Below are 13,278 nucleotides of genomic sequence, written 5' to 3'. Positions count from 1 at the left end.
TAACCCTACAACGTCATTTACCTGAATACATACAATATGTTGTGGTTCAATTAAAGAAATTGCCCTACATATTGAACCAAGATTCTTAAGTATCGCTGTAGGGTTAAAGCTTTTGCTCACCCGTTCACCATATCTGTACCAATTTCTTTATCCTCAAAAAGTTTATCCAACAGACAATTTCTGCGGTAGCCATTTAATATGTACACCCGGTCTACTCCCCCTTCCAGCGCCCTTATGGCTGCCTGGACCTTGGGTATCATCCCTGCCCTGATCTCTCCTTCCTCTATAAGCCTCTGGGCCTGGGAGACCTGTATCTTGGTCAGGAGTCCAGGTGTTGCTCCCCTATTTACCATTACTCCCTCCACATCAGTCATAAGAATCAGCCGGGTAGCCCCTATAGCCACTGCCAGCTCCGCAGCTATAGTATCAGCATTGATGTTATAGGGCTTTCCCTCCTCCCCTATACCTATGGAGGCTATGACCGGGATATAGCCGCTATCCACCAATTTCAAAATCAAAGAACTATCTATCTCCCTGACGTCTCCCACAAAGCCAAGGTCTACTTCTCGGCCCCCCCGGATATGCTTATGACGCCTCGCCCTTACCAGACCGCCATCTACTCCAGAAAGCCCTATGGCCCTGGCGCCACATTTGTTAAGAAGACAAGTAATTGTGGGATTTACCCAACCCAGGAGGGAGGCCAGGATTATCTCCATAGTTTCCTCGTCGGTCACCCTCAGACCTTCCACAAAGTTGATCTCCTTGCCCTTCTCCTTCATCATTCTGCTAATCTGAGGACCGCCGCCATGGACTACCAGGAGGCGTGCCCCGGTGCTATGAAGCAGAGCTATGTCAGTGGCCAGGGACTTCAGATAGGGCTCATGGTCCAGGATGCTGCCACCCACCTTCACTACGATACTTTCTTTCTCCAACTTAACTTTCGGTGTTCTCAAATTCATCCTTCGATCTGCCCAATTACCTTGCGAAATCTACCCAAGGGCCTGCCTGGGCAGACCTTCCGTCTCTGGAAAACCAAACATCACGTTCATGTTCTGAACCGCCTGCCCGGCAGCTCCCTTGAGCAGATTATCCAGAGAAGAGAATATCTTCAGGATTCCCGCTCGTTCATCGTAGATATATCCTATTCGGCAATTATTGGACCCTACCACATCTCTAATGTTTGGTATCCGTCCTGATTGGAGGACTTGAACGAAAGGCTCCTCCCCATAGGACCGGCTATATCGCTCTTCCACCTCCGCAACATCTTTGTCTTTGCTGAGCCTGCAATAAATGGTGCTCAAAATCCCTCTGTTAAGGGGCACCAGATGAGGGGTAAAAGAGAGTCTTATGTCCTGGCCGGTAAGATTGTACGTCTGATGCTCCATTTCTCCGATATGGCTGTGCCTTATCGGACGATAAGGCACAATGTTTTCATTGCACCTATAGAACAGGTACTCTTCCTGGAGCTTACGGCCAGCCCCGGAGACCCCGGACTTGGCATCAGAAATGACTTCCTTTTCAATAATAGCCTCGTCTCTCAAAAGAGGCACCAGAGCAAGAAGGATGCTGGTGGGATAACAGCCTGGATTGGACACCAGACGGGCACCTCTGAGCGCCTCCCGATTGAGTTCGGTCAGACCATAAATGAATTTGTTTTCCTCATTTTGAAAAAGGTGATCCTTCCCATACCAGAACTTATAAAGCCCATAATCCAGGTATCGGAAATCAGCGCTGAGATCTATAATGGACGGTCCATCCAGACCTATATCCCTGACCAGAGACATAGCTGCCCCGGCAGGAGTGGCCAGAAATACCACATCATAGCCACGCAAGGTGATCCCCTCCGGCACTTTCTGGTACCGAAGCCCTACTTCTCCAGCCATATTGGGATAATGTTCATCGAACATCTCCCCAGCCAGGCTGTTGGAGAAGATCTCCAGCTCAGAGACCTTCTGGTGCCCAGCCAGAAGTCTGGTCAGCTCAGCTCCACTGTAGCCTGAGGCTCCCACTATGGCTCCTCGCACTTTATTGCCTCCAGAGTAAGGATACTTAAACTTAGGTGATTAGCCAGAAAAACGTACTGTCTCTATTCAGTCTATCTTTCTCGGATTTTCCTTTGGATGCATATTATACAGCATGTATGCATAATATGCAATAGGTAGGTCGCTGAGGAATGGAGAATTTATCAATGAAAAGCAGCGGACATTGTTTGAGCAGATTAGCCACTGCTCAGTATTCATGAGCAAATAAGCGCCTGCCATAAGCTACAACCACCACTATCTACTTCTCAACTCCGCACCCAGCTCTCTGTTGAGCTCCTGGACTATCCTATCCACTTTCTCCTGCACTTCCTCATCCCGCAGAGTGCGGTCTTCCTCCTGAAAGGTCAGAGAAAAAGCCAGACTTTTTTTGCCCTCAGGTATTTGCCTTCCTCTATAGACGTCAAAGAGAGTAACGTCTTTTAGCCCTTTCCCTCCCCCTGTCTGGATGACATCCCTGACCTGAAGGTAATTTACTTCCTCATCTACTATCAGAGCTAAGTCAACGGTTATGGAGGGGTAACGAGGTATACCTCTGAATTCTTTCTGGCAAGTCGGTAGAGCCAGGATACGATCCAGGTCCAGCTCAAAAGCAAAAACCTCATTGGGAATTTCGTATCTTTTGATTACCAGAGGGTGAATCTGTCCAGCTATGCCCACCCTCTCCCCTCCGATCTCTACCCAAGCACATTTCCCTTCATAAAAGGGATCGTAGGAAGTGGGCAACCACTGGGGTTCCTGAAGATCGAGGGCTCTGGCCAGCTCCTCCACAATCCCCTTCAAGTCGTAGAAATCGACTTTTCGTACTGGCTCGGACCAGAACCTGCCAAACCATAGGCCAGTTATGGCAGCAGCAAGGGCGCGAGGTTCGTGAGGCAGGTCCTGACCATCCCTGGGATGGTAGGTCTTGGCCAGCTCGAAGATGAAGACATTTTCTTTATCCACCCGGCAATTTTTTTCTATGACCTGAAGAAGGCCCAGCAGAAGGGTAGTCTTCAGGATAGAAAAGTCCTCGATGATAGGGTTAGCTATGGCCACCGAATGTCTTCGAGGATCCGCCACTTTTAGGCCGGCTTTGTCCATAGATTTGTGGTCAGTGAAGGAGTAGTTGATGGTCTCCCAGAGACCGCATCCGATCATAACTTCCCGGACCAGATTAATCCTCTTCTGCTCCCAGGAGAGCTCTCCCACCCGGCCGCTGCTGGCGGGCAGGGTAGAGGGAAATTTATCATATCCATAAAGGCGCGCCACTTCCTCAATAAGATCGATCTCTCGCTCCAGATCGCGGCGAAAAGTGGGCACAGTAACCTCAAGGGGTTCCTCTCCAGAGACCTCTAGCTCCAGACTTCCCAGAATAGCCTTGATCTCCTTCTTAGAGATGGGACATCCCAGAATCTGGATCACCCTCTTCGGCCTGAGTTGCAACCTCCAGGGAGCAAGCCGACGAGGATAGATGTCGACTGCCCCTTTAAGAATGGTTCCTCCAGCCACCTCCCTCATCAGCATGGCCGCTCTATCCAGAGCGTAGAGGCTCTGATTAGGATCAAGGCCCTTTTCGAAGCGATTAGAAGCCTCACTGCGCAAGCCTAACTTCTGAGAAGTCCGCAGTATGCTTACCGGATCGAAATTGGCCGACTCAAGTAAAGTAACTGAGGTATTCTCCGAGACCTCAGTTTCCACACCCCCCATGACTCCAGCGAGGGCCACAGGATTATGGTCATCGGCAATAACCAGCATTTCGCTTTCCAGATACCTCTCGACACCATCGAGGGTCACTATTTTCTCGCCCTCTCTGGCCCGGCGGACTATTATCTGTTGATTTTCGATCTTGCCATAGTCGAAGGCATGCAGGGGCTGGCTGGTCTCCCACATCACATAATTGGTAACATCTACCACATTGTTTATGGGTCTGAGGCCCACTGCCCCTAGCCGGACCTGCATCCATAGAGGTGAGGGTTTTACCTCCACCCCTTGCAGCAGTCGTCCCGAATAGCGAAGGCAGAGATCGCTATCCGCAATGGATATCCTGATCCAATGGGAGGCTGGCAGCTCACCTTCTTCCACATGCACAGAAGGTACGGTTAAGGGACGGCCAAATATAGCCGCCACTTCTCTGGCGATGCCGATCAGACCCAGGCAGTCTGGCCGATTGGGGGTTATCTCTAACTCCAGAACCGTGTCTCTCAGACCCAAGGCTTCGTCCAGAGGTAGCCCAACCTGGCAGGACGGATCCAGAATCAGGATGCCACTTTGGTCCTCTCCCAAGCCCAGCTCCGCCTCTGAACAGAGCATACCCTGGGACTTAACTTCCCGGATCTCTCTGGCCTCCAGCACAGCTCCTTGAAGGATAGCCCCAGGTCGGGCTACCGGTACTTTGTCTCCTACTTTAATATTGGTAGCTCCACAGACAATCGTGGCAGGTCGATGCCCCAAGGAAACCTGACAGATCCAAAGTTTGTCAGCCCGAGGGTGTCTCACCATCTCTTTTATTTCCCCCACTATCACCTGCTGGAAGCTGGGCTTCAGTGTCTGGACTGACTCCACCGCAGTGCCGGTCATGACCAGGCGGTCAGCCAGCTCCGGAGGGGAAATTCCTGAAAGATCTACATACTCTTTTAGCCAGTTATAGGGAACGCGCATAGTGCCTCCAAGATATTCCACATTCTTAACTAGAAAATAGATTCCTCTTTTTCACCGTTCGCGGGTGCGGCCCCCGAATGCCAAATTACGTAGAAAACAGATTCCCCGTTTTCATGGTTCGTGGACGGTAACTACATGACGACAATTGCTTTGTGTCTCTTCGTATTGATGCTACCAAAGTCATCGTCAGGTTCGTATTCTACCGGAACTGTTCTAAAAATCTCAGGTCATTTTCAAAAAACAGCCGAATATCACTTATGCCATATTTCAACATGGCTATCCTGTCTACGCCCATTCCAAAGGCAAATCCAGAAACTTCCTCCGGGTCATAGCCCACATACTTATAGAGATTGGAGTCTACCATACCTGCTCCCAGGATCTCCAGCCATCCACTATCAGAACAGACCCGACAGCCTTTCCCTCCACAGATGACACAGGAAACGTCTACCTCAGCACTGGGTTCGGTGAAAGGAAAGTAGGAAGGTCTGAATCGGATGCGGGCTTCCGGACCGAAAACAGCTCTGGTAAAGGCCTCCAGGGTGCCCTTCAGGTCAGCCATGGAAATGTTTTTATCCACCGCTAACCCCTCGATCTGATGAAACATGGGGGCATGGGATATGTCGTAGTCTCGGCGATAAACTTTGCCTGGCGCTATTATATATATAGGAGGCTCGTGCTCCTCCATGTACCTGATCTGTACCGGGGAAGTGTGAGTACGCAGTAGTACTTTATCGGTCACATAGAGGGTATCCCATAGAGAGCGGGCGGGGTGGTCAGGAGGCATATTGAGAGCCTCAAAATTATAGTAGTCCAGCTCAACGTCAGGACCCTCGGCCACCCTGTAGCCCAGACCCACAAATATCTCCGTTATCTCTTCAACCACCGAAGTAATAATATTCTTGACTCCCCTTCTGACCGGCCTTCCGGGCAGAGTGATGTCGATGGTCTCTTTGGCCAGCTCCTTTCGGAGCTCTTTGTGCTCCAGCTCGACTTGTCTCAGCCGTAGTCTTTCTTTTATCCTCTCCTTGCCCTGGTTGGCCAATTTTCCTATCCATGGTCTCTCCTGGGGGTCCAGGGAACCAAGAGTCCTCAAAATGCCAGTGAGATGGCCTTTTCGGCCCAGACAGGATATTTCAATACTTTGCAACTCCGCCAGGGCGCTCGCCCTGTCTATCTCCTTCAGAGTCTGGGAGACAATCTCTTCGATCTTATCGGCCAGGCTGCCTCTATTACCATTGCTCATACTCTTTTATCACTCCCCTCCCTCTGGTTTTCCTTTGCAATTGGGTCTTTGGAGATCAACCTCTGAAATAAAAAATCTTTCGCCACTTTTTAGGACGAAAGATTTTTCCGCGGTACCACCTAACTTAGCTCAAAGCAGCTTACCGGAAGGAACCCAGCCTGCCGCAGCTCAACTCCAGATCAAAGTAACGTTCGATCTTGACGGCCATTCCTACTGAGAGAGTTTGGCCATAAGCAGACGCCCTAAGCCAACTCTGTTCAAAATGGCGGCTCGGAAGGGAACTTCAATCTGTGGATCAGGGGAGCTCTCAGTCTCCGGCGTCCCCTCCCTGTCTGTCACCTACCGGATCTACTCTCTTCTTCACAGCCTTTACTATCTTCTATTTTCAACTATTCTCCTCAAGCGCTCAACTTTTCCTTAACGATGTTCACTAACTCAGCAAAGACCCGGGGATCATTCACCGCCAGGTCTGAGAGCATTTTTCTGTCGACTCCCAACTGGGCCCTCCTCAGTCCATTCATGAAGCTACTGTAGCTCAGTCCATGCTCTCGGGTTGCCGCATTGATCCTGAGAATCCATAATCTTCGAAACTCTCTTTTTCTGGCTCTTCTGTCTCGATAAGCATAGTTGAGAGCCTTGGCCACTTCCTGTTTGGCAACTCTGTATAGCTTGCTCCGACCCCCTCTATAGCCCTTAGCCATAGAGAGAATTTTCTTTCTTCTCTTTCTACTGGCAACACTGGTCTTTACTCTGGTCATGAAACAACTTCCTCAAAACGTTAATAAAGGGCTACCCTTATGCCCCCAGCATTTTCTTGACCTTGCTCTTATCAGTTGCGGCAACCTGGTAATCCTTTTGGTAGTTTCTCTTCCTTTTCGCTGACTTTTTGGTCAGCAGATGGCTTCCGAAGGCCTTCCGGTGAAGTATCTTGCCGGTGCTGGTAACCTTGAACCTTTTGGCAGCGCCTTTGTGGGTTTTCATCTTGGGCAACTTTCGCTCCTTTTGTTTCTATCTCTTTGATCCAGGAATTAAAACCATTAGCATATTGCGGCCATCCAGTTTGGGCTCTGATTCAGGCTCTGCCAAACCTTCCAGGTCCGCCGCTATTCTATTTAAAAGTCTTTTGCCCAGATCAGGATGAGCCAGCTCCCTTCCTTTGAACATAACCGTGACTTTCACTCTTGCCCCATCCTTTAGAAAGCGCTCCATATGTCTCTTCTTAAATTCCAGGTCATGGGTGTCTATCTTAGGGCGGATTTTGATCTCTTTGATGACAATTTGGGACTGTTTCTTCCTGGCCTCCTTCTCCCTTTGTTCCTGTTCATATTTATATTTCGCATAGTCCATGATCCTGCAGACAGGAGGATCAGAATTGGGAGAGACCTCGACCAGGTCCAGATCCATATGGATGGATCTATCCAAGGCTTCCTGAAGAGAGACTATCCCGACCTGCCTGCCATCAGGATCAATAAGCCTCACTTTCGCGGCCTTGATTCTTTCATTTATTCTGGGCGTGTTGCCTATTAAATTCACCTCCACTAAGAGGGGACAAACAAAAAGAGCAGAAAAGACTCTCTTCATCCACGCCCATTGCTCGCTCCACATTGGCCAATGATGCCGGATGAAAAGAGACGTCTTCTACTTTAGGGTGAAGTATACACGGTTTTTGTAGTTTTGTCTACCTGTCCAGAAGCGCCCGGTACCTGTCCCTTAACTCTCTCCTATTTTTGAGATCTTAAGACACCTTGTTTCCTATCTTTTCTTTGACCTTCTCCAAAAACTCTTCCAGGTTAAGATCCCTTTTATCTTCGCCGAAGCGAGTCCTTACTGAGACGGATCCTTTCTTCACCTCGTTCTCTCCAATTATTACCATATAGGGAATCTTCTCCACTTGAGCATCCCGCACCTTTTTGGCTATGGACTCGTTTCTGTCATCTACCTCTACCTGGATATCCTCGTCTTTTAACCTTCTCTCCACCTTTCGGGCATATTCTGAAAATCTCTCCCCAATGGTCATAACTCTGACCTGCACAGGAGAGAGCCACAAAGGAAGAGCGCCAGCATAATGCTCCAGAAGAATGCCTAGAAATCTCTCTATGCTTCCCAAAAGAGCCCGGTGAATCATGACTGGACGATGCCGGCAGCCGTCTTCTCCCACATAGTCCAGGTCAAATCGCTCCGGCATGGCGAAATCCAATTGAACGGTCCCGCACTGCCAGCTCCGGCCCATGCAATCACGAATATGGAAGTCAATCTTAGGACCATAGAATGCCCCCTCCCCCGGATTGAGCTTATATTCGATCTCCAGGTCCTTCAGGGCTTCCTGAAGAGACCCCTCTGCATCAGCCCACATCTCCTCAGATCCTATGCACTTTTCCGGTTTGGTGGAGAGCTCGACATGGTAGTCGCTGAAACCGAAGCTCCTGTAGAGATGGAGAACCAGATCTATTACCCCTATTACCTCCTCTTTTACCTGCTCTGGCAAACAGTAGATATGAGCATCATCCTGAATAAAAGCCCGCACTCTGAGCAACCCATGCAATACTCCGGAAAGTTCATGGCGATGAACCAGACCCAGCTCGGACATTCTGATAGGAAGCTCCCGGTAAGAATGCTGCTTTGATTTATATATCAAGTTATGGCCAGGACAATTCATCGGCTTGACCGCGTAGTCCTGCTCATCTATTTTGGTGAAATACATATTCTCTTTATAATGCTCCCAATGTCCTGACTTTATCCACAACTCTTTATTAAGAATAATGGGGGTCCTGACTTCTACATACCCCCTCTTCTTGTGCTCCTCCCTCCAGAAGTCCAGCATACTGCTGACGACCACCATCCCTTTGGGATGCAGGAAGGGGAAGCCCGGCCCCTCATCATGAAAACTGAATAGATCCAGGTCTCGACCCATCTTCCGGTGATCCCGCTTTCTTGCTTCCTCCAACTGCTCAAGATAGCTGTCCAGCTCCTCCTGGCTAAAGAAGGCTGTTCCATAAATGCGCTGGAGCATCTTCTTTTTCACGTCCCCTCGCCAGTAGGCCCCAGCTACACTTAGAAGTTTAAAGGCTTTAATTTGTCCCGTGGAATCCAGATGGGGTCCTGTACAGAGGTCCACAAAATCTCCATGTCGGTAGATAGAAACAGTCTCGGCTCCAATATCCTGAATAAGCTCTACCTTGTAAGGCTCATCCCTTTTTTTGAAAAACTCTATGGCCTTCTCCCGGGGAAGCTCCTTTCGGGCAAATTGGTAATCCTGGGCAATGGACTCCCTCATTCTTATCTCGATCCTGGCCAGGTCATCAGCAGACAGGGGTTTGTCCAGATCAAAATCATAATAGAACCCATCCTCGATAGCCGGCCCAATAGCCAGCCTGGCCTGTGGATAGAGACTCTGAACAGCCTGAGCCATAACATGGGAAGCGCTATGCCTCAGGATACTTGGCCTCTCTTTATTCTTATCCTCACTTAGGTTCCTATCTTCACTTATCTCTTCTACCATATCCTGCCGCCTTTTCCGTCGAAGAAGAACCTTTTGAAACCAGATCGCCAGGCCAAGACGCATGACCTCAGCGACCTTTGCTGTTGTGGAAGAGTCTTAAGGATATCTGGGCTGAATAAAAAATGGAGCGGATGACGGGATTTGAACCCGTGACCCTCACCTTGGCAAGGTGATGCTCTACCACTGAGCCACATCCGCCCGTATTCAGTCTCCAGTTTTAGAACTAGAAATAATGATACCAGGAAATCTGCCAGCTTGCAATATCCGCTCCTGGATCTTCTTTCAAGGGGGAAGGGGAAAGGCAGCCCAAGAGTCTATTTCGTCTTCTTAGGTCCCATGGGAAAGGTGTCCTCTCTCTATCAGGACGCGATAATAGCTGCCTTCCCGTTTGAGATTGAGTATCTTGTGACCTTCACTTCTGGCGCTTCTGGGTACGTTTTGAATAGGCTCCCCCTCGTCCAGAAGAACCTCTAAAGGCTCCCCTGGATCGAGTTCTTCCAACCTCAGTTTGGTCTTTACCCAGTTCATGGGGCAGATCTCGCCCCGTAGATCCATATAATGGATCGCCCCTCCATCTGTCTCCCGAGATCGTACTCCTCTGCTTTCCTCAGACCTGTTCACTCTGTACCGCCTCCCGGAATTTTTCCAACCCAATGCGATTTATCAGCTCTCCTAATCGCTCTCGCTTATGGGCCAGACGGCAATAGGCTCCAAGTATTCTTTCTACTAGCTCTACAGCTTCTTCTGAAACAAATCGGTCGAAAACCCAGCCCAGTTGAGGGTGTTTACCAAACTTGCCTCCCACAAAAACGGTCCACCCTTCCCTCTCTGGTCTTAGAGAGCCGGTAGGACAGGAATTTATGCACTTGCCATCGTTGATGCACCTGGTCAGGTCTATCTGCGGTTTCCCATCCACTAACTGGATGGCCTTAACCGGGCATACATCCTCACAGATGCCACAGCTTATGCATTCTGCCCCGTTGGATTCGTCCAAAATAGGCTGGGCAACTCCCATAAACCCCAGGTCATTTTCCTGAGGTTTGATGCAAGCGTTAGGACACCCCGCTATTCCAACTTTAAACTTATGAGGAAGACCACTTCTTCCGTAGTAGCGCTCATCGATCTTCTTGGCCAGAGATTCGGTGTCCCCAAGCCCATGGTTGCAAATGGATACACCCTGGCAGGCAGTTATCACCCGAAATCTGGGACCACATGCTCCAAGCTTCAGACCTACCTCATCAAGTTCCTCTGCTACTGTCTCCAGATTGTCCAGATGGACAAAGGGAATCTCCACCCCCCTGTCTCATGGTGACGTGAACATAGCCCTTTCCGTACTTGGTAGAGATCTCTCCCAATTTGGCGAGCTGTCCTGCGGTCAGATTTCCGGCCAGGGCCCTCACCCGCACGGAGAAAAGATCCGGCTGCCTCTGCTTGATCAGTCCCCCTGCTTTCAAGATATCAAGGTCCAGGGTCGGCCCCGTTCTGTCAGCCATAGAATCGCCTTCCTTTCAATAACCTTACTTCGTTATAGTAAATTGATGTCGATAATATAAATAACATACTTTATGACATCTGTCAATAAAAGTCCGAAGTGGCCAGAGTAAAGTTTACTATTTACATAAAGTATCGTACCCTTAGAATTACTTAGCTGAAAAAATGTCCAGTAATCGTCTCAAAATCGTGGGCACCAGTTTCAATAACAATTAAAGTGGTGATTTATGTCCCTTAACCAGAAGTTTTGTCTTGCTTACCGTGGATGGTCGAAAATTGCCACTGATGTTAGTATGTTGAGACAGTCACCTGTCCATGTAAGCATCTCTTTTTCCGTGATGAGCTTACGTTCTTTTGATTTCGCCAATAAATGCCATTAAAATTTTAAGGAGTCTTAGAGCTTAGGAAGATGAAAATGCCCTTGTCAGACCAGTTTATACCTCTAAGTCCTCCTAACTGCTATTGAAGAAACAGCTAACAGTCTAGTTAAAAATCACGGAATTGGAGATGCTTCCCCTGTCCATTCGCCCCTTGCCAAAACATCATTCTACTGGTACACTCAACTACATAGTTGACAGGACACAGGCACCCTCCACATGTTGACTTCGCAGAACTCCCTAGCCTGAATCCAAACCCAAGATACGCTTTTTGTTTTGAGAGGAGGCTGGACTATTTGGAAAAAGTTATCTGCCCCAATTGTGGAAAGGCTAGTTATACCGCGTCCCCCCAGGCCAACGCTCCCTGCCCCTATTGTGGCCATCTCTTCCAGACAGAAGAGGAGAGAAGATGTGAGCCCCGTCGCAGAGAAAGAGAGGTACTTGTGTTGCTCCTTAACAGTGAAGTTATTCCAGCCAGAACTGTGGATATTTCTCCTCGGGGTATTGGACTCGAACTGAGAGAGAACCCTGACTTAAAGCCTGGGCAACAGGTGGTACTGGATATCCACTCCCTGCGACTGAGAAAGAGAGCCCAACTTATATGGCTATGTTCTCAGGGAGAGAGAGCCTGGAGAGGAGGCCTGGAGTTTCTGGAGACGATTCCGGCCTGAACGAAAATAGCTGACCCCCCCAGCCAGTCGAGTCTATCCTCCCAAATTGTGAATTCTCAGGTATTCTAATTTGCTCCCCCTCTAATCCTCCAAGAGCTTCTTGTCATCCTTTCTTGCGAAAAGTTGGACTGCGTTGCCCTCCGACAGTGAGGTGAAGACTGATGGTAGGTTTGGGGGAACATGGAGAATTAACAATCGAGCAACAATGGAGGCGGCGCCCGGATTCGAACCGGGGATAGAGGTTTTGCAGACCTCTGCCTTAACCACTTGGCTACGCCGCCTGATCGGGATCCTGCTTTTTGAACCCACCATTAAATATATAGAAAAGAGATAGAAAATTCAAGAAGACCAGCCGCAGGCCAAACTGTCATAATTTACACCTCTGGTTATATACGTTTATAATTAACGCTGATTCTCGTAACTGCAAGGAACTGGACAGAATGAGACTCGGGAGATAGGATGGAAAAAGTCAAAGCAAGAAGAGTCATCACAAACCAGAGGGAGATCAAAAAGCGAATAGAAAAAGACCTGGATCTGTACTGCCAAAAAGCAATAGAGTTAGGAGCGTCTGATGCCAGAGTAGTATCCGCCAAGGGCGTGGTAGTGGATGAAAGAGTGAGGCTTAAATGCGCCGTGCCTCACTGCCACCTCTATGGCTCCTCCCCTAACTGCCCTCCCTACACTCCGACCCCTGATGAAGTCAGAAAGGCCCTGTGTAGATACAAATACGCCATCCTTTTCAAACACGACGTCCTCCCCAAGGAAGATTTCGTTGACCCCCAACAGTGGCTAAAGGGCCACGAAAAGCATCAGAAGATGACTCATAAGATAGCTTCCGCCCTGGAATCTCTGGCTTTTAACGATGGTTACTATCTGGCCATGGGATTTGCTGCTGGAGGGTGCAAGACAGCTCTCTGCGGAGGCCTTCCCTGTCAATTTTTGGACAGTGGTAGGTGCCGCTTTCCCCTTATGTCCCGCCCCTCCATGGAGGGAATGGGCATTGATGCTTTCGGCCTGGCGGCCAAGGTAGGCTGGGAGATATATCCTGTGGCCCATAAAAACGTAGATCAGGATTCCATATCCTGCGCCGTATCAGTAGGTATAGTTTTTGTACACTAATGTACGTGTATCAGTTCTGTGGTGCCCTGGTCACTGTTACCAGTCAAAGTAAATTTGTCTTCCCCTCTCAGCACTTAATGATAGACCTGTTTAACCCTACAACGTCATTTACCTGAATACATACAATATATTGTGGTTCAATTAAAGAAATTGCACTACATATTGAACAAAGATTCTTAAGTATCGCTGTAGGGTTAAT

The 13,278-nt window shown here is 49.0% G+C and carries 12 protein-coding genes, 2 tRNA genes and 1 pseudogene; 2 read left to right on the top strand and 13 right to left on the bottom strand.

Going from position 1 to position 13,278, the window contains the following annotated elements; all coding sequences use genetic code 11:
- Positions 1-116: 116 nt before the first annotated feature.
- The 12 genes and pseudogenes from argB to HW443_RS05965 all read right to left on the bottom strand — a co-directional run bounded on the left by argB (position 117) and on the right by HW443_RS05965 (position 10,914).
- Positions 117-959: an acetylglutamate kinase gene (gene argB / locus HW443_RS06020; protein WP_176237982.1), complete on the bottom strand. Its 843-nt coding sequence runs from the start codon at positions 957-959 to the stop codon at positions 117-119.
- A 30-nt stretch (positions 960-989) separates the two neighbouring features.
- Entirely contained in the window at positions 990-2,024 is a 1,035-nt protein-coding gene (gene argC, locus HW443_RS06015; protein WP_176235937.1) for an N-acetyl-gamma-glutamyl-phosphate reductase, read from the bottom strand.
- 252 nt (positions 2,025-2,276) lie between these two features.
- A complete protein-coding gene (pheT, locus tag HW443_RS06010) occupies positions 2,277-4,679 on the bottom strand; it encodes a phenylalanine--tRNA ligase subunit beta (protein WP_176235936.1) in 2,403 nt (800 codons plus the stop codon).
- 199 nt (positions 4,680-4,878) lie between these two features.
- Positions 4,879-5,898, bottom strand: a complete 1,020-nt coding sequence (gene pheS, locus HW443_RS06005) for a phenylalanine--tRNA ligase subunit alpha (protein WP_176235939.1) — start codon at positions 5,896-5,898, stop codon at positions 4,879-4,881.
- Between the two features lie 422 nt (positions 5,899-6,320).
- Positions 6,321-6,680 (bottom strand): 50S ribosomal protein L20, encoded by a 360-nt coding sequence (gene rplT, locus HW443_RS06000; protein ID WP_176229090.1) that lies wholly within the window; start codon positions 6,678-6,680, stop codon positions 6,321-6,323.
- Positions 6,681-6,717: 37 nt separating this feature from the next.
- Positions 6,718-6,912, bottom strand: a complete 195-nt coding sequence (gene rpmI, locus HW443_RS05995; RefSeq protein ID WP_176229089.1) for a 50S ribosomal protein L35 — start codon at positions 6,910-6,912, stop codon at positions 6,718-6,720.
- 18 nt (positions 6,913-6,930) lie between these two features.
- Entirely contained in the window at positions 6,931-7,503 is a 573-nt protein-coding gene (infC, locus tag HW443_RS05990; RefSeq protein ID WP_176229088.1) for a translation initiation factor IF-3, read from the bottom strand.
- A gap of 154 nt (positions 7,504-7,657) precedes the next feature.
- A pseudogene (gene thrS, locus HW443_RS05985) lies at positions 7,658-9,352 on the bottom strand (threonine--tRNA ligase); the annotation flags it as partial.
- Positions 9,353-9,544: 192 nt separating this feature from the next.
- Positions 9,545-9,619: transfer RNA gene (locus HW443_RS05980), tRNA-Gly, on the bottom strand.
- A 129-nt stretch (positions 9,620-9,748) separates the two neighbouring features.
- Complete coding sequence (locus HW443_RS05975) at positions 9,749-10,042, bottom strand: sulfurtransferase TusA family protein (protein ID WP_308751066.1); 294 nt, start codon at positions 10,040-10,042, stop codon at positions 9,749-9,751.
- Positions 10,029-10,715: a 4Fe-4S dicluster domain-containing protein gene (locus HW443_RS05970; RefSeq protein WP_176236029.1), complete on the bottom strand. Its 687-nt coding sequence runs from the start codon at positions 10,713-10,715 to the stop codon at positions 10,029-10,031. Before HW443_RS05970 ends, HW443_RS05975 begins: the two co-directional genes overlap by 14 nt.
- Positions 10,660-10,914 (bottom strand): hypothetical protein, encoded by a 255-nt coding sequence (locus HW443_RS05965; RefSeq protein ID WP_176236028.1) that lies wholly within the window; start codon positions 10,912-10,914, stop codon positions 10,660-10,662. Before HW443_RS05965 ends, HW443_RS05970 begins: the two co-directional genes overlap by 56 nt.
- Before the next feature lie 671 nt (positions 10,915-11,585).
- Between HW443_RS05965 and HW443_RS05960 the strand changes: the two genes are divergently transcribed.
- Positions 11,586-11,960, top strand: coding sequence for a PilZ domain-containing protein (locus HW443_RS05960; RefSeq protein WP_176237981.1), 375 nt, complete (start codon positions 11,586-11,588; stop codon positions 11,958-11,960).
- Between the two features lie 206 nt (positions 11,961-12,166).
- On the opposite strand, the gene HW443_RS05955 is transcribed toward HW443_RS05960, so the two are convergent.
- A tRNA-Cys gene (locus tag HW443_RS05955) sits at positions 12,167-12,241 on the bottom strand.
- Positions 12,242-12,419: 178 nt separating this feature from the next.
- Between HW443_RS05955 and HW443_RS05950 the strand changes: the two genes are divergently transcribed.
- Entirely contained in the window at positions 12,420-13,079 is a 660-nt protein-coding gene (locus tag HW443_RS05950) for a DUF2284 domain-containing protein (protein WP_176236250.1), read from the top strand.
- Positions 13,080-13,278 lie beyond the last annotated feature (199 nt).

The sequence above is a fragment of the Candidatus Hakubella thermalkaliphila genome (assembly GCF_013281975.1).
Taxonomy (GTDB): Bacteria; Actinomycetota; Humimicrobiia; order Hakubellales; family Hakubellaceae; genus Hakubella; species Hakubella thermalkaliphila.
The sequence above is the reverse complement of the archived record's forward strand: the minus strand, read 5'-3'. Positions and strand labels throughout refer to the sequence as shown.